At 43.4% G+C, this 26,473-nt stretch carries 19 protein-coding genes and 1 riboswitch; of the genes, 17 read left to right on the plus strand and 2 right to left on the minus strand.

Annotated elements, in window-relative coordinates:
- Positions 1 to 160: 160 nt before the first annotated feature.
- On the minus strand, positions 161 to 2,215 hold the full coding sequence (locus tag MHB50_RS00385) for a PBP1A family penicillin-binding protein (RefSeq protein WP_077109661.1): 2,055 nt from the start codon (positions 2,213 to 2,215) through the stop codon (positions 161 to 163).
- Between the two features lie 326 nt (positions 2,216 to 2,541).
- On the opposite strand from MHB50_RS00385, the gene MHB50_RS00390 reads away from it, so the two are divergent.
- The 6 genes from MHB50_RS00390 (at position 2,542) to MHB50_RS00415 (ending at position 10,175) form a co-directional block, all read left to right on the plus strand.
- A complete protein-coding gene (locus tag MHB50_RS00390) occupies positions 2,542 to 2,973 on the plus strand; it encodes a DUF1934 domain-containing protein (RefSeq protein WP_083717229.1) in 432 nt (143 codons plus the stop codon).
- 8 nt (positions 2,974 to 2,981) lie between these two features.
- Entirely contained in the window at positions 2,982 to 4,652 is a 1,671-nt protein-coding gene (gene argS / locus MHB50_RS00395; protein ID WP_077109659.1) for an arginine--tRNA ligase, read from the plus strand.
- Between the two features lie 1,278 nt (positions 4,653 to 5,930).
- The gene (locus MHB50_RS00400; RefSeq protein WP_340084686.1) at positions 5,931 to 7,049 is read left to right on the plus strand and encodes an HBL/NHE enterotoxin family protein; all 1,119 of its coding nucleotides are present in this window, start codon (positions 5,931 to 5,933) and stop codon (positions 7,047 to 7,049) included.
- Positions 7,050 to 7,076: 27 nt separating this feature from the next.
- Complete coding sequence (locus MHB50_RS00405; RefSeq protein WP_321189651.1) at positions 7,077 to 8,267, plus strand: HBL/NHE enterotoxin family protein; 1,191 nt, start codon at positions 7,077 to 7,079, stop codon at positions 8,265 to 8,267.
- Positions 8,268 to 8,520: 253 nt separating this feature from the next.
- On the plus strand, positions 8,521 to 9,600 hold the full coding sequence (locus MHB50_RS00410) for an HBL/NHE enterotoxin family protein (RefSeq protein ID WP_339161050.1): 1,080 nt from the start codon (positions 8,521 to 8,523) through the stop codon (positions 9,598 to 9,600).
- 425 nt (positions 9,601 to 10,025) lie between these two features.
- On the plus strand, positions 10,026 to 10,175 hold the full coding sequence (locus MHB50_RS00415) for a hypothetical protein (protein ID WP_171973787.1): 150 nt from the start codon (positions 10,026 to 10,028) through the stop codon (positions 10,173 to 10,175).
- A 478-nt stretch (positions 10,176 to 10,653) separates the two neighbouring features.
- Here MHB50_RS00415 and cls read toward each other — a convergent pair whose 3' ends face one another.
- Positions 10,654 to 11,856 carry a cardiolipin synthase gene (gene cls, locus MHB50_RS00420; RefSeq protein ID WP_236017005.1) on the minus strand — a complete coding sequence of 401 codons (1,203 nt, stop codon included), beginning with the start codon at positions 11,854 to 11,856 and terminating at the stop codon, positions 10,654 to 10,656.
- Between the two features lie 108 nt (positions 11,857 to 11,964).
- Positions 11,965 to 12,173, plus strand: a riboswitch (cobalamin riboswitch).
- A gap of 130 nt (positions 12,174 to 12,303) precedes the next feature.
- Between cls and MHB50_RS00425 the strand changes: the two genes are divergently transcribed.
- The 11 genes from MHB50_RS00425 to MHB50_RS00475 all read left to right on the plus strand — a co-directional run bounded on the left by MHB50_RS00425 (position 12,304) and on the right by MHB50_RS00475 (position 26,451).
- Entirely contained in the window at positions 12,304 to 13,272 is a 969-nt protein-coding gene (locus MHB50_RS00425; protein ID WP_077109730.1) for an ABC transporter substrate-binding protein, read from the plus strand.
- Positions 13,235 to 14,296 (plus strand): iron chelate uptake ABC transporter family permease subunit, encoded by a 1,062-nt coding sequence (locus MHB50_RS00430; RefSeq protein WP_077109656.1) that lies wholly within the window; start codon positions 13,235 to 13,237, stop codon positions 14,294 to 14,296. Before MHB50_RS00425 ends, MHB50_RS00430 begins: the two co-directional genes overlap by 38 nt.
- A gap of 380 nt (positions 14,297 to 14,676) precedes the next feature.
- Complete coding sequence (locus tag MHB50_RS00435) at positions 14,677 to 16,788, plus strand: 4Fe-4S dicluster domain-containing protein (RefSeq protein ID WP_205178888.1); 2,112 nt, start codon at positions 14,677 to 14,679, stop codon at positions 16,786 to 16,788.
- A 241-nt stretch (positions 16,789 to 17,029) separates the two neighbouring features.
- Positions 17,030 to 17,203, plus strand: coding sequence for a hypothetical protein (locus MHB50_RS00440; protein ID WP_339161055.1), 174 nt, complete (start codon positions 17,030 to 17,032; stop codon positions 17,201 to 17,203).
- Positions 17,204 to 17,865: 662 nt separating this feature from the next.
- Entirely contained in the window at positions 17,866 to 19,056 is a 1,191-nt protein-coding gene (locus MHB50_RS00445) for an acetyl-CoA C-acetyltransferase (protein WP_077109653.1), read from the plus strand.
- Between the two features lie 13 nt (positions 19,057 to 19,069).
- Positions 19,070 to 19,921: a 3-hydroxybutyryl-CoA dehydrogenase gene (locus MHB50_RS00450; protein WP_077109652.1), complete on the plus strand. Its 852-nt coding sequence runs from the start codon at positions 19,070 to 19,072 to the stop codon at positions 19,919 to 19,921.
- A gap of 32 nt (positions 19,922 to 19,953) precedes the next feature.
- Entirely contained in the window at positions 19,954 to 21,090 is a 1,137-nt protein-coding gene (locus MHB50_RS00455; protein WP_340084687.1) for an acyl-CoA dehydrogenase, read from the plus strand.
- Between the two features lie 13 nt (positions 21,091 to 21,103).
- Positions 21,104 to 22,240, plus strand: coding sequence for an acyl-CoA dehydrogenase (locus MHB50_RS00460; protein WP_077109650.1), 1,137 nt, complete (start codon positions 21,104 to 21,106; stop codon positions 22,238 to 22,240).
- Between the two features lie 24 nt (positions 22,241 to 22,264).
- Positions 22,265 to 22,915: a TetR/AcrR family transcriptional regulator gene (locus MHB50_RS00465; RefSeq protein ID WP_171973785.1), complete on the plus strand. Its 651-nt coding sequence runs from the start codon at positions 22,265 to 22,267 to the stop codon at positions 22,913 to 22,915.
- Positions 22,912 to 26,178 (plus strand): fused isobutyryl-CoA mutase/GTPase IcmF, encoded by a 3,267-nt coding sequence (gene icmF / locus MHB50_RS00470; protein WP_340084688.1) that lies wholly within the window; start codon positions 22,912 to 22,914, stop codon positions 26,176 to 26,178. Before MHB50_RS00465 ends, icmF begins: the two co-directional genes overlap by 4 nt.
- A 75-nt stretch (positions 26,179 to 26,253) precedes the next feature.
- Positions 26,254 to 26,451: a hypothetical protein gene (locus MHB50_RS00475; RefSeq protein WP_077109647.1), complete on the plus strand. Its 198-nt coding sequence runs from the start codon at positions 26,254 to 26,256 to the stop codon at positions 26,449 to 26,451.
- The last annotated feature ends 22 nt before the right edge of the window (positions 26,452 to 26,473 follow it).

Consider the following 26,473-nt stretch of genomic DNA (forward strand, 5'->3'; position numbering starts at 1 on the left):
GAACGAAAAAACGGTCATCAGTACTTTGAAATAGAGGGAGTCCGATCAGTCGAGCTTTCGGCTTTTGGACACCCTCTTCTTCTATTTAAAAACATGGTGAGATCAACATTTGTACATTTTACCTTTTAAAGGAGCATTCTTTGCTGACTGTTCCACTCTGTCACTCGAATATTTTTTCCCACCACCGCTTTTTCGCTTCTTTTTTCCGTGGAGATGTTTCCAAAGGTTCATCTTCCAAGTGGATGATGCAATGTTCGGCCGGCTCCGTTCCTTTTACAAAGTAAGTGTTGCGAAATACTGGGCAGGAGGTAGTGGCGATCTTTCCGCTTGTCGGGTCAATCGGGACAGCTACAGTATTGGCCGGAGGCAAGAAGGCATGATCTTTTTCATCCTGTCCTTCCAGAGCCTCTTCCATAAAGCGAATCCATATATTTTTGGCGTACAACTTGTCTGCGGTTGACGTCATTTCTTTTCCTTGATCGTATCCGGTCCAAACTACGGACGCCAGTTTTGGGGTAAATCCCGCCATCCAGCTGTCAGCATTTGTTGAACCGGACTTGCCGGCATATTCGCGGGACATTTGATTGACAACCGATGCACCTGTTACAGAGGCATAGCCGCTTAGCTTCGGATCAAACATCCCTGTCATCATATGGCTTAATACAAATGTGAGTTCCGGCTTTAACACCTTCTCTTTAAAAGCGGGTGCTTCGTAGATGACCTTCCCGCGGTAATCTTCCACTCGTGTGATAAACACGGGTTCAACCTGTGTCCCGCCGTTGGCAATCATGCTGTATGCATTGAGCAGTTCAATTACTTTCACCCCCGATGCTCCCAGTGCCAGGGAAGGAACTTTTTTTAATTCGGATTGAATACCCATTTTTTTGGCTGTTTCGATCAGTGCCTCTTGTCCCAGGAACAAGTGAGTTTTGACGGCGTACACGTTGTCTGATACGGCAAGCGCCTGGGCCATCGTTACTTCTTCATTCGCATATTGGTTGTTAAAATTATGCGGAGTATATTCTTGATGCATCCCGTCTAATCTGAACGTTGTCGGTTCGCTGCGCAGCATTGTGGATGGTGTAAATCCGCGTTCCAATGCCGCGTAGTAAAGGATCGGCTTGATCGTTGATCCCGGCTGCCTGACTGCTTGCACCGCCCTGTTAAACGGGCTTTCATTGTAGTCTCTTCCACCGACAAGCGCTTTGACATATCCAGTGTCAGGTTCCATCGCAGCAAATCCAACCTGTATTTCCGATTGATCGGATATGGTTTTCTGAACAATTTCTTCGGCAATTTTCTGATAATGTACATCCAATGTCGTAAACACTTTTAAGCCGCCGAGTTCAACAATCCGATTATCCAAGCCTGCTTTTGATGACAATTCTTTTTTTACAACATCATAAAAATAGGGCGCGAAATCTGTTTTATGGTGCGGATGTTTTCCGATGAAATGAAGCTTTTCCCTTTTCGCAGTCTCTTTTTCTGCAGCAGAGATTTTCCCCGTTTTCTCCATGGCCGTTAAAATCAGATGCTGTCTTTCTTTTGCCTTTTTAGGTGAGACAAGGGGAGAGTAAATCCCCGGTCCTTTCGGAATCCCAGCAAGCATGGCGGATTCCGCCAGAGAAAGCTCATTCGCGCTTTTTCCAAAGTAAAATTGACTGGCGGCTTCAATGCCATAGGCACCATGACCGTACGAAATTGTATTCAAATAGCCTTCAAGAATATCATCCTTGCTGTAATTAAACTCTAGGCGTATCGTATAAAATGCTTCCAGCAGCTTTCTCGTCCATGTTTTCTCCAACGTTAAAAATAAATTGCGGGCGTATTGCTGGGTAATCGTACTTGCTCCTTGGACTTTGCCCATGGATTTGATGTTGGCAAGCATGGCTCCGCCTATTCTTTTTACATCGAAACCTTTATGTTCATAAAATGTCCGATCCTCAATCGCAATGATGGAATCAATGGCATCGGGAGAGACATCCTCGAGCGAGACCCAATACCTTTTCTGCCCGCTGTTGCTTTCCCCGATAACCGCTCCATCCGCCGCATAATATAAAGTCGATTGTGGGATGGAGAGCGGAGGGGGACCCAGCACCTTTATCCACAAGAAAAAAGATAGAAGCAAAATGCCAACAGCAGTTGCCCCCATTAAAAATAAAAAGAAAAAAATGCGTACCGTTCTCCATGTCTTTTCCTTTGTTACTGCCTCCATCCCTTTCACCCCCGAAAATTCTAGTAATCTTCTTTCAACAGTATGAGAGAAAACGGCCAAATTTATTCATCAAGCGCGTAATTTGGTAAAAAATAAGGCCGATTTTTAAAAAGGGGGTGGCATCTTACAATAAAAGAAGGGCTTACAACATTATAAGAACGGACCTTCAATGAACTGATTTTAGCAAGCGGGACGACTGGATTGTTTCGAAACAAAATACGCAAAAAAATGAACCTTTTGCAAATAACATTGTCGTTCCATGGACTTTCTGCCGGGTTTTTCCTATAATATAAAGGTTATATTAAGCATAAAAGGAAGTGATGGCATTGACGGCTGAAGCAGAAATACCAGTCAAAATCCATCTCATAACAAAAATCCGGCTTGATGATGAAGAGGAAACGTACGAATTGGTCGTTTTTGGACATTATTTTAAAAAAAATAATAAAGTCTATTTAACATATGATGAAGTCCAAGAAGAAGGGACAGTTCGTTCAGTTGTAAAAGTGGATGAGGATGAGGCCACGATCTTAAGAAAAGGCGTCATAGACATGCGCCTCAAATTTTGTTTGAATGAACAAAAAAGCGGGTCCCACATGAGCGAATTTGGAAGCCTTTTGTTATCGACCAATACGAGGGGCATCTTCTTTGAAGAAAGCGCCGAGAAATGTGAAGGCACTGTAAAGCTGCATTACGATTTGTTTATGCAGGGTGCCCATGCGGGTGAATATGATATGGAGATCAATTATAAGGAGGAATAGGTGACTATATGAATGTTGTTGAGAAGATTCAGGAAAGTTTAAAGCAGGAAATTGCAAACGCCGTCTTAAAAGCGGGTTTGGCTGCAAGAGAGCAATTGCCTGAAGTAATCTTGGAAACACCTAAAGACAAATCGCATGGAGATTATTCTACAAATATGGCCATGCAACTGGCTAGAGTGGCGAAAAAAGCCCCTCGTCAAATCGCTGAAGAAATCAAAGATCATTTCGATGGAACGAAGGCATCTATCAAGAAAATTGATATCGCGGGACCAGGCTTTATTAATTTTTACATGGATAATAGTTACTTAACAGATTTGGTGCCTGCTATTTTGGAACAAGGCGATCAATATGGCCGATCCAATGCGGGAAAACGAGAGAAAATTCAGGTTGAGTTTGTTTCGGCCAACCCGACCGGAGATTTGCATCTGGGCCATGCCCGCGGAGCAGCTGTAGGGGATTCCCTTTGCAATATTTTGGATATGGCGGGTTACGATGTATCAAGGGAATATTATATTAATGATGCCGGTAACCAAGTACATAATCTTGCGTTGTCGGTGGAAGCCCGTTATTTTCAGGCGCTCGGAATGGATAAAGCAATGCCGGAAGACGGTTATCATGGCCAGGATGTCATTGAAATCGGGAAAGAATTGGCAGAACGGTACGGAGATGAATTTGTCCATAAAAGCGAGGAAGAGCGGATTGGCTTTTTCCGCAAATACGGCCTGGACTTTGAACTGAAAAAATTGAAAGACGTACTGGAACAATTTCGGGTTACGTTTGATGTGTGGTATTCCGAAACGTCTTTGTACGAAAGTGGAAAAATAAAGGACACGTTGGAACTGCTTGAGGAGAAAGGTCATCTGTACACGAAAGACGGGGCGACATGGTTTCGCTCTACAGATTTTGGCGATGATAAAGACCGTGTATTAATCAAAAAAGACGGTACTTATACGTACATCACGCCGGATATTGCTTACCATTTGGATAAACTGAACCGTGGTTTCGATAAGCTGATCAACATTTGGGGGGCGGACCACCATGGTTATATTCCCCGGATGAAAGCGGCGATTGAAGCATTGGGATTTGATCCTGGGCGCCTAGAGGTGGAAATCATTCAGCTCGTTCACTTATATCGTAACGGAGAAAGAGTGAAAATGAGCAAGCGTTCTGGAAAATCTGTCACAATGAGTGATTTGATTGAAGAAGTAGGCCTAGATGCTGTCCGATACTTTTTTGCGATGAGAAGCGCGGATACACATATGGACTTTGACCTCGACCTGGCCGTGGCGGAATCGAATGATAATCCCGTTTTCTATGCCCAGTATGCCCACGCCCGGATTTGCAGCATATTGCGCTCGGCTGAAGAGAAAGGCCTGTCTATTGAGAGTGACATTGACTTCTCAAATCTGAAAAGCGAAAAGGCTGTGGAACTGCTCAAAAAGCTTGGTGAATTTCCGCAAGAAGTAGCAGAAGCGGCTGCCAAACGCATCCCGCATCGCATCACAAATTATATTTTTGATTTGGCGTCGGCTTTCCACAGCTATTACAACGCTGAAAAAGTATTGAATGAAGATAAGCCGGAAGAAACAAAGGCAAGGCTCGCTTTAGTAAAAGCTGTGCAAATTACGATGAAAAATTCCCTTACCCTTGTCGGAGTAGCAGCGCCGGAAAAAATGTAAACCAAATGAGGAGCGGAAACGCTCCTAAGCTTGTAGAGAAAGTAAGTAATATTTTTTCTACAAGCTTTCTTTATACTAAGTATATAGAAGATGCATCTGCTTCATTTATTTTTTAAGAAAACGACTTTCACCCACCTAGACTTGCCTGTCTAGCTGGGTGGCAATCTTCTAGGAGCAGAAATGCTCCTTTTTTGTTACATTCGATTACTGACAACTCGCCTGTTCATTCGCATATTTCTAGAATGATATGGTCGGTCAAGCTGACTAATGTTCTCGAAAATATCGGCTGAAAAAAGGCGGTATTTTTTACATAAAGTAGGAAAAATTGGTTGAGCTACATCAACCGATCTGTGTTACCTCAAAAAAGATTTTGGCTGTTTTGCCGAATGTAAGTTTGTCTTCATGGAAATCTACTGGATCTTTGTAATCTTATGTATGATGCAAAAATCAATATACACCTGGCACTATATAACCATATAATCAATCATTTGATTAGTTCCTTTCCCCTCTCAAAAGCTCGCCCCCAATAAATGGAGGAAAAATACCAACAATATCCAGTTGACTGTCTCAATCTAGGCATTTTATATTAAAGTAAAGCCTAAGTAAGGGAAGTGCTATCAACAACGATTATACTGTTAGGATTTACTTTGGTGTCATGCTTGGCGCAAAAGCCGCCATGTCACTATTGAAAACGCTTAGCCTACCTTGTAGCCTACGACTATGATTTTGTACCGGTAAAGAAATCAAAAGCTAGATGATTAACCAGGAAAAAGCCAAAGCTAGATGATCATTAACCAGGAAAAAGCCAAAGATACGCGTGTTATTGCACAGCTCGTGAAGGGTGGTCGATACTCTGTACATAATCTTGAGGGCCTAATACTGAATGATAAATAAAAGTGCAATGAAATGTAGGTCATTCATTATTTTTCAATTTCTGTCTATTTGCTTTTGAAACATTCATATTGATTACAGAGGCTATGTCATTCAAGTGCAAGCCCGTTAATCTTTTCCACAAGCTGAAAAGCCCGTTTAACTCCAACACTACTACGTTGCAAGCATTTCTTCGGAACATTTCACGAATATCAAAAGGAAGTGGAAATCAACTCAAAGATGCGCCAAGCTGCTTTTCCATTACAACTCTTAAACTCGTAACTCATTTACCATTCGTTATTTAGTTAGTTGATCTCTTAGGATCAGACCTTCTACTTGCTCGATTTATAAATAGGTGTTTAAAAGCATTTGGAAGATATTTTAATGATATAGAGGGGGGCTTTTTCCATGATAAAAAAACTATTAACAGGTGTCATGATTTTAGCTATCATACTAAGTCCAATTGCGCCAAAAAATGTGTTAGCTCAACCAAAAGAAGATTTAACATCTATTACATTTTCAAATTGGATCAGAACATTGGGCTCTCAATATCCGTTATTACAATCATACGGGTTAGTTATCCTAAAACAACCAAACATAAATATAAAAAACATGAGCAGTTTAAATAATCATCAACAAATCGCAAGGTCGAATGTGCGTGAATGGCTTGATTATTACAGCCCCAAGTTAATCTACTTAAACGAGTCCTTGAATAGTTTAAGTCAAAGGACAGATCAGTATTATAACCGTTTATATCAATTAGCAGGACAAATTGATAATGAACAAGAAAAAAAAGAATTTTTAAATCGCTTTAATCGACTACAAGATACTGTGGAAGATATTCAAATCAGTATGCAAAACACATCTACTGATTTGAATACATACAAAGGGTTATTGATTTCGGACAATCAAGCCTTGGCGGAAAGAGCTGAAAAAGCGATTCATGAACTAAGTGGAGACAACGGCGAAGCTGTAAAACTAGGAGAACAAATTAAAAAGCTCTTGGCAGAAATCCAAGAAGAATTATTAAAAATATTAAACAATCCCGAAGAAGTATCAGAATTTTCATTTAATTTCGGTAAGCAAATTTACGACTTAGTTAAAACGAGTGGTAATACAAAGACCATTGATGTTGCGTCCTTAGAAGCTCTGGGGAAAGTATTGGTGAACGCTAAAAGCTTTGAAACAAAACAATATGCTAGATCTATCCAGCAAAAACACGAAGAGCTGCTAGTGCTTATGAAAAAGCTATCAGAAGTTGAAATGCAAATCACAGAAGTTACTGTCATGGAAGACCAAATAGTTGGTTTTGAAGCAATGGTTAAACGCGAAGTAACTATTTTAGATAAAGTTGCTAATGAATTTACTGCTTTAAATAATGTTATGAATAGCCTGGCAGAGGATGTAGAATCAGGATCTATAACTCCTGCCGAATTACAAAAACAATTGAAATACCTCAAAGCTATTATTCGTGACATTGACGAACAGACGAAACAATTTGAAGGTTTCACCACAAATATCAAATAAATTAGCTCTTTCAAGGAGGTGCCAAAAGTGGCCAAAAAAATGTATAAGCCTATTATGGTAATTGTCACGGCGGGAACAGTTGCATTTAGTATGATTGCGCCTTCTTATGCTAGTGCAGAAGCGGCGAAACAAGAAGCTGTACAAGTGAGCCAGACTGACAGTTATAAGAAATTTCAATTAGGACCGGACGGCCTTCGCGAAGCCATAAAAACAACAGGCTCTAATGCACTTGTTATGGATCTGTATGCACTGACCATCATTAAACAGCCAGATATCAACTTTAAAAATGTTAGTGTCATAGCCATACCTTTGCAAACAAAAATAGTGGAGGATCAAAGTAATGCGAGAGAAAATGCCAAGACATGGCTTGATCAGTTAAAACCACAATTAATACAAACCAATGAAAATATCATTAACTATGACAATAAGTTTGAAGGCTATTATGAAAAACTATTAGAAGCGGCAGATCAAAAAGATCCAGCAGCTTTAACCGCAAGGTTAACCAGACTATCCGACAGTGTTATGGAAAACAAGCAGGCGGTAGATAAACTAATTGTTGATCTAAAAAAATTCAGAGAAAAATTAGAATCGGACACAAAAAATTTAAAGGCCCATACCAATGAGATAACCACTATTTTAGCGAGTCAAGAAACAGGTATCCCGCTTCTTAAGAATCAAATAGAAACATACTATGACGCTATAAATAAATATAACAATATTCTAATTGGCTCTGCGGTAGCAACTGCCGTCGGTCCACTTGCAATAGTTGGTGGAGTAGTTGTATTAGTCACAGGTTACGGAACGCCACTAGGTGTTGGGTTAATAGCCGGAGGAATCGGATTAACCGGTGGCGGAACAGCAGGAATTGTATTAGCTAAAAAAGGTATAGATGAAGCAGAGGCACAGATTAAAGCTCTCACAGGAGAGGTTACAAATGCTGAAATCCAATTAGCCGGTGTAACCGCCATAAAACAACAAATGCAATATTTAACGGATACCATCGACATTGCGATCGATTCATTACAAAACATGTCTACACAGTGGAACACAATGGGCGCGAAATATAAAAGTCTAATTCGTAATATCGATGTCTTAAGCCCACAAGAATTTGATCTTTTAAAAGAAGACCTGCAAATTGCCAAGGCAAGCTGGAAAAATATTAAAGGCTATGCCGAAAATTTATACGTGGAAGAGATTAAAGTAGTCGATAATCAATAGCTTCAAAAGCCAAACACCCGATTAACATTGAAAAAGCGATAAATGAAATGAAATCTTTTTAAGGAAAACTTCTCTTCTTGCAGGAGCAGAGATGCTCAGTCTTTTTAGACGGGGTTCAGCTGGCACTGCTTATGCAAGAAGCCTTTCCTTGAAAATGGAATGTATTCCTTTAGAGCTTGTCTCAGCAGATGTTTATTTTTGATATAACTAAAATATTGGAAATATTATTTCCAACTCCAAATGGGTGATAGACATGAATAGGAAATGTTTTAGAAAAACTTTGGTTATCATGATAATCACTATTTTTACAATAGCCTGTATAACACCAAAAAGTGTGGTATTTGCCCAACAACAAACTGAAAATAAACTCGGACCTGACAATTTTCAGGAAGCGTTGAAAGATGCAGGTTCAAATGTAGCGATATTGGATTCCTATGCTCAAACAATCTTGGATAAAGAACTGCCAACTTTAAATGGTATAACCTCCATCAATGATGAATTAAGAGGCAATATCACAAAAAATCTGACGAGCGCACAAGCAAACGCCAATGATTGGTTAAATGATATAAAACCTAATATGAGACAGTCGATCAAGACGGTCGTCAACTTCAATGATGTGTTTCAAAACCATTACGATAGCATGTTAGAGGCTATTGAACAAAAAAACAACCAAAAATTAGAAGCCGAAATATCCCAATTATATCAGAGTATACTGGAATATAACCAAAAAGTGGATGTAATGGTGGAAGATTTAATGAAGTTTCGAGACAGGTTAAGTAACGATGTCAGGAGCTTGAAAGGAAACGTGAACGAGCTGCAAACCAGTCTTTCCACATCAAATGCGGATATCCCATTAATGAGAAAACAAATTGAGTATTACAACAGTGTTATTAGTAGTGCGAACGGAAAAATAGCTGGTGGTGCCATACTATGCTTAGCTTTAATTACTTGTATAGCTGGTGGACCAATGATTGATAGCGCTGTTAAAGAAAAAAATCATGCGGATGAGGAAATAGCTAAACTAGAAGAGAAAATAGCTGGAATAGAAAAGGAACTGATTCTTGTAACAGATATACAAAGCAAACTAAATTATATGGCAGACACTACTGATAAAGCCATTAACTCACTCCAAAGTATATCCAACCTCTGGAATGTAATAGGGGCAAAATATCGTAACCTGTTAGATAATGTAGATAATTTTGACTCAAAAGATTTTGAGTTATTAAAAGAAGATTTGCAAATATCAAAAGCCAGCTGGGAACAATTAAAACAAGTAGCGGATAATCTGTATACTGGACTAGAAAATAATAATATTATAGAAGAGGTTCAATAGGGTCTCCTTAATAACTAAGGTTTCCCTTTTTTTTTGTCAAAGTTATATGCAAGAGTAGGCGGAAATCTATACGAACACATTACTGATCAACTTGTATTATGATAAAGATTTTTTTCATTTGGCGGCAAGTTAAATGGTCGAAGCCAAAATAAATCTATCCAGTGGGGAGATGCGATTCAGCGGAACAAGGCTTTTCCCCTCGAGCGCTGATCATCCACGGAACACCTGAATGTAAGTGAGCAAGAGACAGTAGAAGACAAATTTCAGAAAATCCGTATCTTCCACTCTTCATTCGCTTGTCATCTTTTTTTTGAAAATGAGCCATTTGGCGCACTTCCGAAACGGCTAGGCCTCCATCAACAACCAAGCAACCAATGAGTCGTAAAAACACAGATAAAAAACCTCTCCGGAAGATCAGGGGGAGGATGATTCTTCCGATAGATGACCAAGACCAAACAGGCTGTTCAGGTTCGGGTAGCGCTGGCGAACAAGGGAATTGCCGGATCAATCAAGGAAACTTGCTGCTGGATGCCATTTGCGCCCTAGAGGACACCCAGGAGATTTCCGTTTACTGAACGAAAGGGTGAAAAGCTGGAAGGAATGACCGATACAGTCCATGGGTTTATTGTTCTATTTGGCAAGTGAAAAAATGTATGAACTGGCAATGTAACATCCATGCGACTTGCCAACAGTCTTGCGAATGCAATAAAGATTTTCGATAACAGAAGGTCGGTCAAAAGCAATAAGTGAGCATGATGACGAACCGGTCGCTTCCAGCTTTCGTTAAAACCGGGTCTCCAAAGCTTTCGATCCAAATAGGTATCCAAGACCGAGAAAAGAAGAAAAGCATAAGTGTGAACCAATCCATGAACCAGAGCATCAGCTGTATTTATTTGGCATACCACTAGAAATCTATAAGCGTGGTTAGTGAGTGTGGTTTTTAAAGATGATAAAGCACCAACAGCTCTGCCCATGTTTTCTGGTACACATTGTGGAGCGGAAATGCATCTTGGGCACTATAAAGGGCTGGCCCTGGAAAAAACAGTTTATGCGCTATAACAACCCTTTTATCAAACCTCCAATCCATTCTATTATCCGGAAACGGATGTTCACCGCTTGAAGGTCGCGGTGACTTAATTGTGTCGATTGCATGATGTCTTCGGCAATTATTTTTTTGACATGGGCAATAAATTCATGGTCGTATATAAAGCAATTGATTTCCTTATTTAACAATAAGCTTCGATAGTCGAAATTGGCTGTGCCGATGTCACAAACAGCATCATCAAACAAGAGAACTTTCGCATGGAAAAATCCTTCTTTGTATTGATATACGGTGCCTCCTTTGGCCAGTATCTTCCGCAGGTAGGGAAATGATGCTTCTTTGACGATGGGATGGTCGGACATTCTTGGTACAAGAATCGTCACTTTTACATTGTTTTCCAAAGCTTTTTCAAGAGAAGCCATGACTTTTTTCGGTGGAATGAAGTAAGGGGTGCCAATGAAAATGCTGTTAGTAGCCTTTTCAATATGGCGGATGATTTCCTCTTCTGCACCAACCCCTTCTGTTGGGAAAAAGCGATGGGTAATAGGCCCTTCAGCGAGCGAAGGGAATAAAGCTTGTTCATCGAAATCTGTTACCCCCGTCGCTCGTTTCCAATCCCGCAAAAAAACGCTCTGTAAATCGGCTGTCCCCGTTCCTTCAATGCGCAAGTGATAGTCCCGCCAAGGAGAAAGAAGTGAATCAAGGTCAATGTACTCTTCTCCAATATTATAGCCCCCCACATAACCGATCTTTCCATCAATCACAGTGATTTTCCGGTGGTTGCGGCGTTGGAGGGTAAAAAAGAGAAACGGCAGGCGAGGGGTGTTGCAATAATGCACTTCGACCCCGTTCCTCCGGGCTTTTTGGATGAGTTGTTTGGACACCGTTCTTGATCCAAACCAATCGAGCAGCAGCCGGACTTTGACACCACTTTTTGCACGGTCCATCAAAATGTCGAAAAACAGCTTGCCAAACGAGTCGTTTCTTACTATGTAAAATAATACGTGAATGCTTGATCGGGCGTTATAGAGGTCATCAAAATACTGGATAAACAAGTCAGTTCCCCGGACAAGCAGTGTGATGTCGCTTTTTCTCAAGGGGGATTGCGGCGGTTTGCCTCTTTTTCGGGCAATAAAGCGGCCGATATAATAGTCGGTCATGCAAAATGAGACTAAAATGATAACAATTGCTGTAAAGCAGGCAAGCCACTTCAATGAGAACCCCCCTCCTGTCCATGAATATATGCCCGTTTAGTATTCCCATTTTGGAAAAGGAAAAAGCTGTGAAACGAAAGTTTTTCATGTATAATATCTGTATAACTCCATATGTTTAGGCAATCGGTGGCTTTTTGTTGAAAATCTGTTTCGGAACATTCAGTAAAAAGCTGAAAAGGGAAGTTGGTGCAAATCCAACGCGGTCCCGCCACTGTAAAATGGGAGCGTCCTGAGATAACCCACTGTGTTTTGGTACGGGAAGGGGCAGGAAGCGATGATCATAAGCCAGGAGACCTGCCGATTTCACCTCTACAAGTCAACCTGCGAGGATGGGGAGATGAAGCTCGGATAAATAAAGTATGATTTTATCTGGCACTGGTTGTGTTTTCCTGAACATCTCTGCATGGAGGTGTTTTTTATTTTTAAAAAGAAATGGGGATGGATTTGGTGAAAAGAATACATATGTTATTAGCCGCGCTTTTCCTTGTGGCCGGGCTGTTGGCTGGCTGCGGAAGCAAAGATGAACCAAAGAATGAAAGCGTGGAACCTAAGACGACGGATGAAGCCAAGGAAACGGGTTTTCCGATAACGATTAAAGATGGAGTGGACAAAGAAGTCACGATTGAAAAGAAACCGGAAAGAATCGTTTCGCTGATTCCGAGCAATACGGAAATTGTGTATGCAATCGGTGCAGGCAATGAAGTGGTGGGTGTTAATGAGAACGACGATTATCCTGAGGAAGCGGCGAAAAAAGAAAAGGTTGCCGGAATGGAGTTAAATGTGGAAAAAATCATTTCTCTCGAACCGGATCTTGTTCTTGCCCATGGATCAGGAATGGACGTATGGGAAGGCGGATTAAAGCAGCTTGAGGAAAGCGGTGTGACAGTTCTTGTTGTACATAACGCGCAGAGCTTTAGTGATACGTATGAAACGATTGAGATGATTGGGAAAGCCACGGGACATGAAAAAGAAGCAGAAGAAGTCGTACAAGAAATGAAATCCAAACTGGAAGAAATCAAGGAAAAAGCAGAGAAGATTCAAGAAGAAGAGAAGAAGTCGGTTTTTGTCGAGCTCTCCCCTCCTCCCGAAATGTATGCAGCCGGGAAAAACACCTTTATGGATGAAATGCTGGCTATTATTAACGCGAAAAACGCTGTGGAAGAAGAAGGGTGGCCAAAAATGAATGAAGAGGCCATTATTGCGATGAATCCCGATGTGATCATCGTCAATTATAGTTATGTGGAAAATGCTACCGATGCAGTAATGGCACGCACTGGCTGGCAAGATATGAACGCGGTAAAGGAAGAACGGGTCATTGCGGTCAACGAAGATTTGGTGAGCCGATCCGGCCCACGTTTGGCTGAAGGAGTAGAGGAGCTTGCAAAGGCTGTTTATCCGGATGTTTTCAAAGAATAATCCTTTTTTTCCCTATATCATTGCGATCGGGCTGTTGATTGCCGTAATGCTTGTCAGTATCTCGACGGGTTCCGTAAAGGTGCCCATACTGGATGTTGCACGCATTATTGGCAGTGAAGCTTTTTACCTTCCGATCGAATTTCCCTCTGATCCCATGTATACGAATATTGTCATGAATATTCGTTTGCCCCGCGTCGTGCTTGCCGGACTGGTGGGAGCGGCTTTGGCGATTGCCGGAGCTGCTTTTCAAGGGCTGTTGCGCAATCCACTGGCGGACCCTTATACGCTCGGTGTTTCATCGGGCGCTTCAGTTGGCGCGGTCATTACACTTTTTTATCAATTGTCCCTGCCTTTGGTTGGAATGTATACACTGCCGCTATTAAGCATTGTTTGCGCATTTATTACCGTCATTTTGGTACTTTCTTTTGCGCGCAGCATTGACAGAACGATGAAAGTGGAAACGATCATATTGACGGGGATTATTTTTAGCTCTTTCCTTGGCGCCTTTATCTCGTTGATGATTGCTTTATCCGGAGAGGAGCTGCGCCAAATCATCGGCTGGCTTTTGGGAAGCGTCTCGATGAGGGGCTGGAGCTTTGTGAAAATTATTTTGCCGTTTTTACTGGTCGGCAGCCTTATTCTTTTTTGGAACGCGCGTGAACTGAATGCGATCGCTTTTGGAGAAGAACGGGCCAAACATCTTGGCGTCAACGTAGGCCCAAGAAAGGTGGCCGTCTTGGCGTCCAGCTCTGTCCTGACAGGGGCGGCTGTCGCAGTGTCGGGAACGATCGGTTTTGTGGGTCTTGTCATTCCCCATCTGGTGAGAATTGTCTGGGGGCCGGACCATAAACACTTGCTTCCGCTTTCTGTTTTGGCGGGAGCGTCTTTCCTCATCTTGGCAGATCTTGTGGCTAGAACGATCATCGATCCTGCCGAGCTTCCGATCGGAGTGATTACCGCATTGATCGGGGCCCCGGTGTTTGCCGTCATTTTAATACGAAGAAAATTAGGGAAAAGAAGCTGAAGGCTGTCCGGTTTGGGCAGCCTTCCTTTATTGTGTAAAGGAAAACCATAGGATGGGCGTGTGGTTCCGAATAGTTTATTGCGAGGGTTAAAAAAAGCTTCGCTTTTACAGGTAGAAGCAAAGAGAAAAAATAAAAAGGATAGGGCATTTTGGGGTTAGCCGGAAGAGTAGGACGGTTGGCGAACTTTCAGCAATAGAGGCTTTCATCCCTAAAGTAAACCACCCGTTTACATGAACGAATTTTGATGAATCATAATAGAATTTCTCGAATCCATAGCAGGTTCCATCTTGACTGAATGCTCATTCATTATATAATGGTAGTAACAAGATTCGGAAAAGTGCCGGTTTTAAAAATAGATGAGAAGGGGGCACCAACTGTTATGGATGGATTGCTATTGCTGAATTGGCTTGCTTTTGTATTCGTAACCGCTTACGGCGTTTACTTGTTTGTGTATGTGGTAAGAACACGGATTCAATTTATTAAACTGGGAAAAAAAGAAGAGTTTGATCGCAATGTGAAAGAAAGGCTTAAAAATATTTGGACGTATGTGTTTGGGCAGAAAAAGCTTTTAAAGGATAAAAAAAGCGGCATTATCCATGTGATGTTTTTTTATGGTTTCATTCTCGTGCAATTTGGGGCAATTGATTTTATTTGGAAAGGGCTTGCACCGGGATCCCATCTTCCGCTTGGCCCTCTTTATCCGGGATTTACTTTTTTCCAGGAGCTTGTCACGCTTGTCATTTTAGTGGCGGTGGCCTGGGCGTTTTACCGCCGTTACATTGAAAAGCTTGTGCGCTTAAAGCGGGGATTTTATGCTGGGCTCGTATTGCTTTTTATTGGCGGACTGATGGCTTCCGTCCTTCTGGGGAACGGAATGGCCCTCATCTGGGAAGGGGAAAATCTTACATGGACGGAGCCTGTTGCGTCAGGCATTGCGGCACTGTTTGGCTGGATGAGCCCGTTCGCAGCGGCGGTTGTGTTTTACGTCGCGTGGTGGGTGCATCTGCTTCTATTACTCGCTTTCTTAGTATATGTGCCTCAATCGAAGCACGCCCATTTAATTGCCGGTCCGGCTAATGTGTACCTGGAGCCGCTTGACAACGACGCGAAGTTGAAGCCGATTGATTTTGAGGATGAGTCCGCCGAGACATTCGGTGTAGGAAAAATTGATGAATTTACAGATCTTCAGCTTCTTGACTTATACGCGTGTGTGGAATGCGGCCGCTGTACAAATATGTGTCCTGCGACAGGTACAGGAAAAATGCTGTCGCCGATGGATATTATGATTAAGCTGCGTGACCATTTGACGAATTACGGGGCAGCTGTTACAAGAAAGCAGCCTTGGGTGCCGGCATATGCATTTGCCAATACGCTTGGAAACAGAATCGCAAAAGCGGGCAGCACAGAAGGAGCCGAGGAAGCCGCAGCGGCATTGGAGTATCAGCCGAGCATGATCGGGGATATCATTACAGAAGAGGAGCTGTGGGCGTGCACAACATGCCGGAACTGTGAAGACCAGTGCCCGGTTATGAACAAACACGTAAGCCACATTATAGATATGCGGCGTTATCTCGTTTTAACAGAAGGAAAAATGGACCCTGATGCACAAAGAGCGATGCAAAATATTGAAAGACAAGGAAACCCGTGGGGATTGAATCGAAAAGAGAAAGAAAATTGGCGAGATTTGCGTGATGATGTTCATGTTCCGACGGTGAAAGAAATGAAGAAATCCGGCGAAGAATTTGAATACTTGCTTTGGGTTGGTGCAATGGGGGCTTTTGACAACAGAAGCCAGAAAATTGCTCTCTCTTTCGCCAAACTGTTGAATGAAGCCGGCGTTAAGTTCGCGATTCTCGGAAACAAAGAGAAAAACTCCGGAGATACGCCGCGCCGCCTTGGAAATGAGTTTCTATTTCAGGAATTGGCTGCGGCCAATATTAAAGAATTTGAGAAAAACAATGTGCGAAAAATTGTAACAATTGACCCGCATGCATATAATATTTTTAAAAATGAATATCCCGACTTTGGTTTGGAAGCGGAAGTATATCACCATACAGAATTGCTTGCGCAATTGGTGGCGGAAGGACGCTTACAGCCAAAGTATGAGGTGAATGAAAAAATCACTTTCCATGATTCTTGTTATCTTGGAAGATATAACGAAGTGTATGATCCGCCGCGTGACATTTTAAAATCAATTCCCGGGGTAACCCTTGTGGAAATGGAGCGCACCCGGGAAAACGGGATGTGCTGTGGAGCTGGCGGCGGATTGATGTGGATGGAAGAAGATACAGGCCAGCGGATTAACGTGGCCAGGACAGAGCAGGCTCTTGTAACAGACCCTTCCGTTATTAGTTCTGGTTGTCCATATTGCTTGACGATGTTGTCAGATGGCACGAAGGCAAAGGAAGTGGAAGACACTGTACAGACATATGATGTGGCAGAGCTTCTTGAAAAAGCCGTCTGTGGGGAAGAGAAAAAGGAGGCTTCATAATGGTCAAGGTGCTTCAACAGAAGCGCCTTCCCGTTGGCTCTTAAGTTGAGCGAGCGTTCAGTCAATTTAATGTAAACGGTTTATCAGCTGGCAGTGAGGTTCCGCCCTTGGCATAAACGCGCTAAAACGATTGGAGGATAAGCTTGTAAGTTCCAATAATACACTTTTTTCAGATTATCAATCTACCGGCATGAACATGAAAATCTAACGATTGACATTATGAAAGGGAGGGATTGAATTTGTGAACAAGTTGATGTTGTTTATAAAAATAATAATTACTGTTTTAGGTCTGATATTAATCTTCACCGGTTTAGGGAATGACAGTATTTGGTTTGCAGTTTTTGTGGCACTTGTTATCATTTTTATCATTTTTGATTCTGCTTTGGATTTTTTTAAAAAAAGAAATCCTAAATGAATCTGTAGAAAAGTCATAGCATGGCAGAGCATATACTCAGTGGATGCAAGAGGAAGAAAGTGAACGTGGCGGGTGTCTCTCATGGCTTGGAGTGGTAGCGGGAGCAGAAAAACGTTGGTAACTTTGCAGCACTCGAACCCTCTTTAGCACAGAGTTGAATCCAGTTGCCAATAACCGCCGAACAAGTAAAAACTTCGGTAGCGACACATCGAGGGATTCCGGTCACAAAAGGATGGCGGCGTACAGGATGTACGAATGTAAGTGAAGCGCTAATCAGCCGTATCGTCAGCGCATGAAGGATAAGCGGAAGGTCGTCACTGGTTGAGTTTACAACAGGACGCTTTCAATCTGGGCCTTTGTTTCATTTTTTATCACTGGGCGGATTGCGTTTCGCAAACTAAGAATACCACATCGAGAAGCAATATCTGCATGCCCCCCTGTGGGCTTAACCTCATTTATCCCGCATGTCAGGTGCCATATACACCGCTTCAAGACCTGAGTTGATACAAAAGAGTCTAAGTGGGAGAAAACAGCACCTCAATGCCTGATTGGTTCAACTAACATTCAGCAGCAGATGGAAGAAAACTTCTACTGACTGAAATTTAGCTTTATTGAAAAAATTTTCATAGATGAAAAGATGTTAATAAAAAGGAGTGGGATTGATGACAAGGTCAGTAATGGTAGCCGGAGCACGTACGCCATTTGGAAAATTCGGAGGGGCACTCGGTTCTTTAACAGCATCCGATCTTGGAGGAATTGCTGTAAAGGAAGCTTTGCGGCGTGCGAACGTACAGCCTGGAGAAGTCGAAGAAGTGATTTTGGGAACGGTCTTGCAGGGTGGACAGGGGCAGATTCCATCGAGACAGGCGGCAAGGAAAGCCGGTGTCCCTTGGGAAGTTAAGACGGAAACGATCAATAAAGTGTGTGCGTCCGGAATGAGGGCCATTACGCTTGCGGATCAAATCATCCGAGCTGGTGATGAAGAAGTAATTGTCGCTGGAGGAATGGAGTCGATGTCCAATGCACCCTATGTTCTGCCAAAGGCACGATGGGGGTATAAAATGGGTGATGCTCATTTGGTCGACTTAATGATTTACGACGGATTGACGTGTGCCTTTTCCGGGGTTCACATGGGGAATTACGGAAATCGTACGGCCAGAGAGTTTGAGATTACAAGAGAAGCCCAGGATGAATGGGCGCTTAGAAGCCATGAACGGGCGCTTGCCGCAATGGAAAAAGGAGTGCTGGCCGAAGAAATCGTTCCGGTCGAAGTCCCGCGGCGAAAAGGAGAGCCACTCATTGTGACGGAAGACGAAGCGCCGAGAAAAGATACTACTTTGGAGAAACTTGCGAAACTAAAGCCGGCCTTTGATGGGGACGGAACGATTACGGCAGGAAATGCACCGGGTGTCAACGATGGTGCGGCGGCGGTTGTATTAATGAACGAAGAGCGGGCGAAACGAGAAGGGAAGGAACTGCTCGCATACATCATCGGTCACGCAGAAGTCGCAGTTGAAGCAAAAGACTTTCCTCAGACACCGGGACTCGTGATTCATAAGCTGCTTGAAAAAACGGGTAAGATCTTGGAGGAGATCGACTTATTTGAAATTAACGAGGCATTTGCAGCTGTCGCTTTGACGAGTGGCAAAATTGCCCATCTTGATCATGAAAAAGTGAATGTAAATGGCGGGGCGGTAGCTTTGGGACATCCAATCGGCGCAAGCGGCGCCCGAATTTTGATAACGCTCGCATACGAATTAAAGCGACGCGGCGGCGGACTGGGCATCGCCTCAATATGTTCCGGCGGAGGCCAGGGAGATGCTGTCATGATTGAAGTGCCCAAAACAAACTGAGGGAGGAAAAACGATGGAAATTCAAAACGTATTCGTTGTAGGAGCGGGACAAATGGGTTCAGGGATTGCCCAAGTATGCGCGCAGGCTGGTTATCAAGTTTTTTTAAATGATCTGCAAACAGATATTGTTGATAAAGGACTAAGCGTTATTGAGAAAAATCTGGATCGGCAAGTGCAAAAAGAGAGAATAACAGAAAACGAGAAATATAACATTATCGGCAGGATCACCACATCGACCGATGTAAAGGATGCGGAGAAAGCCGATGTCGTCATCGAAGCAGCTATTGAAAATATGGAAGTCAAGACACGGATTTTTGAAACACTTGATAAGCATGCTCCTGCCCATGCTATCTTGGCGTCAAATACATCTTCACTCCCGATTACGGAAATAGCAGCTGCAACAAAGCGGCCGGGGAAAGTAATCGGCATGCACTTTATGAACCCCGTCCCGGTCATGCAACTCGTTGAAATTATCCGGGGGCTCGCCACGGAAGATGAAGTGTACCAGTCGATCGAAAGCATGACGAAAAGTTTGAAAAAGGTCCCTGTTGCAGTGAATGATTTTCCGGGATTTGTTTCAAACCGGGTACTCATGCCCATGATCAATGAAGCCATTTACACATTGTATGAAGGGGTGGCCACAGAAGAAGCGATCGATGAAGTGATGAAGCTTGGAATGAATCATCCGATGGGACCGCTCACTCTTGCAGATTTTATCGGACTGGATACCTGTCTATACATTATGGAAACCCTTCATGAAGGGTTCGGCGACGATAAATACCGCCCATGCCCACTATTGAGGAAATATGTGAAAGCGGGTTGGCTCGGCAAAAAGGCGGGACGCGGTTTTTACAAGTATGAATAACCGCGCCGGGATACATCAGGGAGGGAATGAGCATGGACCTTCGGTTGACGGAAGAACAATTGATGATGAGGAAAATGGTTCGCGAGTTTGCTAAAAGCGAGATAGAACCGTTTGTAGAAGAAATGGAAAATGGAAAGTTCCCGCGACAGATTTTAAATAAAATGGGAGAGCTCGGCTTGATGGGAATTACTGTTCCGGAACACTATGGCGGATCCGGCATGGACTTTATCTCCTACATTATTGCCATAAATGAGCTTTCCAAAGTAAGTGCTACAGTAGGAGTTATCTTATCCGTCCATACATCTGTTGGTACAAACCCGATATTAAAATTTGGAACGGAAGCGCAAAAGAAGAAGTATGTTAGAAAATTGGCCACGGGCAAGGCGCTGGCCGCATTCTGTTTGACAGAGCCGGGGGCAGGATCGGATGCCGGCGCGATCAAAACGAGCGTGGTCCGTAAAGGAAATGACTTCATGATTAACGGCTCTAAAGTCTTTATTACAAACGGCGGCGAAGCAGATATTTATATTGTTTTTGCCGTAACAGATCCGAGCCGGGGAAAACGGGGCGTTTCAGCTTTTATCGTTGAAAAAGGCACGCCCGGGCTTGTGATCGGCAAAGATGAGAAAAAAATGGGACTCAATGGATCAAGAACCGTTGCCATCACGTTTGAGGACATGAAAGTTCCGGCAGACAATCTGCTCGGTGAAGAAGGAAATGGTTTTAAAATCGCTCTGTCGAATTTAAATACCGGCCGTATCGGCATTGCGGCCCAGGCGCTTGGCATCGCAGAAGCGGCGTTAGAAGCCGCGACGAAATATGCTACGGAAAGAAAACAGTTTGGAAAGCCGATATCAGAACAACAGGGAATTGCTTTTAAACTGGCGGACATGGCGACAAATGTGGAAAGCGCCAGGCTTCTTGTGTACCGGGCTGCGGCGATGTGTTCTTCTAGCGAACAGTGTGTCAAAGAAGTATCAATGGCCAAATTGTTCGCTTCCAAAACAGCGGTGGAGACGGCCATTGAGGCAGTTCAGGTGTTCGGGGGCTACGGTTATACGAAAGAGTATCCCGTTGAAAGGTTTTTCAGGGATGCCAAAGTGACAGAAATATATGAAGGTACGAGTGAAATCCAGAGAATGGTGATTAGCAAACATTTGTTGAACTAAAGGAGTGGTTGGGATGAATTTTAAATTGAGTGAAGAGCATGAAATGATTCGAAAAATGGTGCGGGACTTTGCGGTAAACGAAGTGGAACCAACAGCAGCGATACGTGATGAAGAAGAACGCTTTGACATGGATATATTCAAACAAATGGCTGATCTCGGACTGACAGGCATCCCCTGGCCGGAACAATATGGCGGGATTGGCAGTGATTATTTAGCTTATTGTATCGCAGTAGAAGAATTATCACGTGTTTGCGCTTCCATTGGCGTGACGCTTTCGGCTCATACTTCTTTGGCGGGCTGGCCGGTATATAAGTTCGGTACAGAGGAGCAAAAACAAACATATTTGAAGCCAATGGCTGAAGGAACAAAAATGGGCGCATACGGATTGACAGAGCCGGGGTCAGGATCAGACGCGGGGGCTATGAAAACGACAGCGCGCGATGACGGGGATCACTTTGTCTTGAACGGATCGAAAATATTTATTACAAACGGAGGAATTGCGGATATATACATTGTTTTTGCATTAACGGACCCGAACGATAAACGGAGCTCCACCGCTTTTATTATTGAAAAAGACTTCGAAGGCTTCTCTGTGGGCAAAAAAGAGAAAAAACTCGGGATTCGCTCTTCACCGACGACCGAAATCATTTTTGATGAGTGTAAAGTGCCGAAGAAAAATATGCTGGGGGAAGTAGGGCAAGGATTCAAAATAGCGATGATGACGCTGGATGGCGGCAGAAATGGAATCGCCGCCCAAGCAGTCGGCATTGCACAGGGGGCACTTGACGCGGCGCTGGCTTATGCGAAGGACCGAAAACAGTTCGGAAGGCCGATAGCCGATAACCAGGCCATTTCTTTCAAACTTGCCGATATGGCCACGGCCATTGAAGCTTCCCGTCTATTAACATACCAGGCTGCTTGGCTGGAGTCTGAAGGTTTGCCTTACGGAAAAGAATCAGCCATGTCAAAGCTGATGGCGGGAGACACCGCGATGAAAGTAACAACGGAAGCGGTGCAAATTTTCGGCGGGTACGGCTATACGAAGGACTATCCGGTCGAACGATACATGCGCGATGCGAAAATCACCCAAATATATGAGGGAACACAAGAAATTCAAAGGCTTGTCATTTCTAGAATGCTGACAAATTAAATGAGAAAGAAGGTGAATATACCGTTGACAGTAAAACGGACAATAAAAGCCTCTGTCAAAGATGAGCGGTTGATCGAAAAAAGAAGAAACCAGATGATCCGCGGTGCTGTTTCTCTTTTTAAGAAAAAAGGATTTCACCGAACGACAACGAGGGAAATTGCCAAGGCTGCCGGCTTCAGCATCGGTACGCTCTATGAATATATTAGAACGAAGGAAGATGTCCTGTTTCTCGTCTGTGACAGCATTTATGAGCAGGTAAAAGAGCGTTTTTACAGCATTGACCTGAAAGCGGGAACATTGGAAAGCCTGAAACTGGGAATTGACCATTATTTCCGAATCGTGGACGAAATGCAGGATGAAGTGCTTGTCATGTATCAGGAAGCAAAAGCTTTAACAAATGGAGCTTTGGCATATGTATTAAAGAAAGAGTTGGAAATGGTCGGGATGTTTGAGGAATTGATCCGGCGCTGTGTTGAAAATGGGGAGCTGGAGATCAATAATGAGCAGCAGCAATTATTGGCGCACAATATTTTTGTCCAAGGACAAATGTGGGGATTCAGGCGCTGGGCATTGCAAAAAACATGTACGATTGATGAATATATTCAACTCCAAACCGATTTGCTTTTTTCAGGGATAAAAGGATTCAAGAAACAAGTAGAAGTGGGAGGAGAATGACGAATATGGTAACTGATGTATACAGGCCGAAAAACCACATCCGATTTGTAACGGCATCCAGCTTGTTTGACGGGCATGACGCTTCCATTAATATTATGCGGAGAATCTTACAGTCAAGCGGTGCAGAAGTCATCCATCTGGGACATAACCGTTCGGTCGAAGAAGTTGTTCATGCTGCTATTCAGGAGGATGTTCAAGGGATTGCAGTATCTTCTTATCAGGGGGGGCATGTTGAATATTTTAAATATATGCATGATTTATTAAAAGAAAAAGAAGCGCCCCATATTCGGATATTCGGAGGGGGAGGCGGCGTGATCATTCCCCGTGAAATAAGGGAATTACATGATTACGGGATAGCGCGGATTTTTTCTCCCGATGATGGCAGGGAACTTGGCCTGCAGGGGATGATCAACTTGATGTTGCGGGAATGTGATTTTCCGACAATTCCCCAATCTCTGCCCGAAGAAGTGGAAAAACTGCAAACGGGGGACATATCGGCGGTCTCCAAACTGATTTCCATCGCTGAACAGAAGGTGCTGGACCCTGACTTGGACGCATACGGGGAAATATTTTCAGAAATAAAACAGCTGGCCCGGGATGTTCCAGTGCTTGGAATAACAGGGACGGGCGGCGCCGGTAAAAGTTCATTGACGGATGAGCTGATCCGCCGATTTCTTCATGAGCTGCCAGAGAAAAAAGCGGCTATTCTATCAGTAGATCCGACGAAACAGAAAACCGGCGGCGCGCTTCTGGGCGACCGAATTCGAATGAACGCCATCTTCTCACCAAGAATATACATGAGAAGTCTTGCTACAAGAGGATCGAAAAATGAATTGTCACAAGCGATCAAAGATGCGATCAACGTTGTAAAAGCATCCGGGATGGACCTTGTGATTGTCGAAACGAGCGGGATCGGGCAGGGGGATGCGGAGATTCGGGAGATAAGCGACGTATCGATGTATGTCATGACAAGTGAATTCGGGGCGCCAACCCAACTGGAAAAAATTGATATGATCGACTTTGCCGACCTTGTCGTTATCAACAAATTTGAGAAAAAGGGTTCAGAGGATGCGTTAAATCAGGTACGTAAGCAATATCAACGCAGCCATATGTTATTTGACCGGGATTTGGAAGAAATGCCTGTATATGGCACGATAGCGAGCCAGTTTAATGATCCGGGTACGAATGCCTTATTTGCCGCACTAATGGAAAAAATCAATGAAAAAGCCGGAACGGATTGGCAAACAACTTTTTCCACTTCGGAAAAAGTTGAAAAGAAGGATGTCATTATTCCGGTCAGCAGGCAGCATTATTTACGGGAGATTGCCGATACAGTCCACCGGTACCATAAAGCGGCAGAAAAACAGGTCCGTATTGCCCGGAAGCTGTTCCAATTGGAAGGTGTAATCGCCGCTTTAAAAGAGGAAGAGGCAAATGGTGAAGCGCTGGAGGCTCTTCAAACTTTAAAAGAAGAGACCGCCAAGCAGCTTACCCCGGAATCAAAGGAAGTACTAGAATCATGGGAAAAGAAAAAAGAAGTATACGCCGGGGAAAAATATGTGACAAAAATCCGCGATCGGGAAATTGTTACGGAGTTGACTGTAAAAAGCCTTTCAGGTCTCTCCATACCAAAGGTCGTTCTTCCAAAATATGAAGATTACGGAGAAATTTTAAAATGGGTATATAAGGAAAACGTGCCCGGCTCCTTCCCTTACACAGCAGGAGTGTTCCCATTTAAACGCCAAGGAGAAGATCCGAAACGCCAGTTTGCCGGAGAAGGAACGCCGGAAAGAACGAATCGCCGTTTCCATTATTTATCAAAAGACGATCCGGCCAAGCGGTTAAGTACCGCTTTTGATTCAGTCACGTTATATGGGGAAGATCCGGATTACCGCCCGGATATTTACGGCAAAGTCGGTGAGAGCGGCGTGAGCATTTGTACACTTGAAGATATGAAAAAGCTGTATGCCGGCTTTGATTTATGCGCTCCCACTACATCCGTTTCCATGACAATTAACGGTCCTGCGCCGATTATTTTGGCCATGTTTATGAATACGGCGATCTTTCAACAAGTTGAAAAAAGAAAAGAGGAGCTTGGCAGGGAATTGACGCCAAGTGAACAAGAAGAAGTAAAGGCATGGACCTTGCAAACTGTTCGCGGTACGGTTCAGGCCGATATTTTAAAAGAAGACCAGGGGCAAAATACATGCATTTTCTCAACGGAGTTTGCCTTGCGCATGATGGGCGATATTCAGCAATATTTTATTGACCATAAAGTAAGAAATTACTACTCCGTGTCCATTTCCGGATATCATATTGCCGAAGCTGGAGCCAATCCAATTTCCCAACTGGCTTTTACGCTTGCCAACGGTTTTACGTATGTCGAGTATTATTTGAGCCGCGGCATGCATATTGATGATTTTGCACCGAATCTGTCCTTCTTTTTCTCAAATGGGCTTGACCCTGAATATACAGTGATCGGGAGAGTGGCGAGACGGATTTGGGCGGTTGTCATGCGAGAAAAATATGGAGCGAATGAGCGAAGTCAAAAGTTGAAATATCACGTGCAGACATCGGGCAGATCGCTGCATGCCCAGGAAATTGACTTTAATGATATCCGCACAACGCTTCAAGCTCTCATGGCCTTGCAGGACAACTGCAATTCCCTTCATACAAATGCGTATGACGAAGCCATTACGACACCGACGGAAGAATCTGTCCGCAGGGCAATGGCGATTCAAATGATTATTACAAAGGAACACGGTCTTTCCAAAAATGAAAATCCGCTTCAAGGTTCGTTTATCATTGAGGAATTGACGGATCTTGTCGAGGAAGCTGTATTGAAAGAGTTCGAGAAGTTAAATGACCGCGGAGGCGTTCTTGGCGCGATGGAAACACAATACCAGCGCAGTAAAATTCAGGAAGAATCGATGTATTACGAAATGCTCAAGCACTCTGGGCAGTTGCCGATTATCGGTGTGAACACGTATCTGAATCCAAATCCCCCATCTGAGCAAGAATTGGACAATATGGAGTTGGCCCGTGCTACAAAAGAGGAAAAAGAAACACAAATCCAAAACCTGCGGCAATTCCAGGAGAAACATGAAGACCAAGTAGAAACAGCACTGAAAAAATTGAAAGAAACGGCCATGAAGGGCGGCAATATTTTTGCCGAACTAATGGAGACAGTTAAAGTGGCCAGTTTGGGACAAATTACCAATGCGCTGTACGAAGTTGGCGGCCAGTACCGAAGAAATATGTAGTCGCGTATATGGATTTTTATCGTATAACAGGATAAAATTATAACTATAAATTGTTCCATGACTGGATGTGGGTGCATGAAGTTCGGGGTCAAGGTGTTAGGATATTCGATTGCAGTTGCCGTAAGTTATTATTTGTACCAAAGCCGTCTTGGGGCCATTCCTTTTCTAGCAGCCTCCGCAGTCATGTTTTATTTAGGGTACCGACTATCAAGCCCCATATTCAAGAATGAGAAAACCCGTCCTAAAGAACAACCGCCCGAGACGGGGAAGTAGCATCCATGGCTTCGTTTAAGGC

The organism is Siminovitchia sp. FSL H7-0308 (assembly GCF_037980985.1).
Classification (GTDB): Bacteria; Bacillota; Bacilli; order Bacillales; family Bacillaceae_C; genus Siminovitchia; species Siminovitchia thermophila.

Bases quoted from the DNA above. Each gene is read 5' to 3' on its own strand.
- argS (WP_077109659.1), top strand. From the start codon at position 2,982: ATGAATGTTGTTGAGAAGATTCAGGAAAGTTTAAAGCAGGAAATTGCA.
- MHB50_RS00410 (WP_339161050.1), top strand. From the start codon at position 8,521: ATGAATAGGAAATGTTTTAGAAAAACTTTGGTTATCATGATAATCACT.
- MHB50_RS00435 (WP_205178888.1), top strand. From the start codon at position 14,677: ATGGATGGATTGCTATTGCTGAATTGGCTTGCTTTTGTATTCGTAACC.
- MHB50_RS00455 (WP_340084687.1), top strand. From the start codon at position 19,954: ATGGACCTTCGGTTGACGGAAGAACAATTGATGATGAGGAAAATGGTT.
- MHB50_RS00385 (WP_077109661.1), bottom strand. From the start codon at position 2,215: ATGGAGGCAGTAACAAAGGAAAAGACATGGAGAACGGTACGCATTTTT.
- MHB50_RS00475 (WP_077109647.1), top strand. From the start codon at position 26,254: ATGAAGTTCGGGGTCAAGGTGTTAGGATATTCGATTGCAGTTGCCGTA.
- MHB50_RS00450 (WP_077109652.1), top strand. From the start codon at position 19,070: ATGGAAATTCAAAACGTATTCGTTGTAGGAGCGGGACAAATGGGTTCA.
- MHB50_RS00400 (WP_340084686.1), top strand. From the start codon at position 5,931: ATGATAAAAAAACTATTAACAGGTGTCATGATTTTAGCTATCATACTA.
- MHB50_RS00445 (WP_077109653.1), top strand. From the start codon at position 17,866: ATGACAAGGTCAGTAATGGTAGCCGGAGCACGTACGCCATTTGGAAAA.
- icmF (WP_340084688.1), top strand. From the start codon at position 22,912: ATGACGAATATGGTAACTGATGTATACAGGCCGAAAAACCACATCCGA.
- MHB50_RS00460 (WP_077109650.1), top strand. From the start codon at position 21,104: ATGAATTTTAAATTGAGTGAAGAGCATGAAATGATTCGAAAAATGGTG.
- MHB50_RS00415 (WP_171973787.1), top strand. From the start codon at position 10,026: ATGATTCTTCCGATAGATGACCAAGACCAAACAGGCTGTTCAGGTTCG.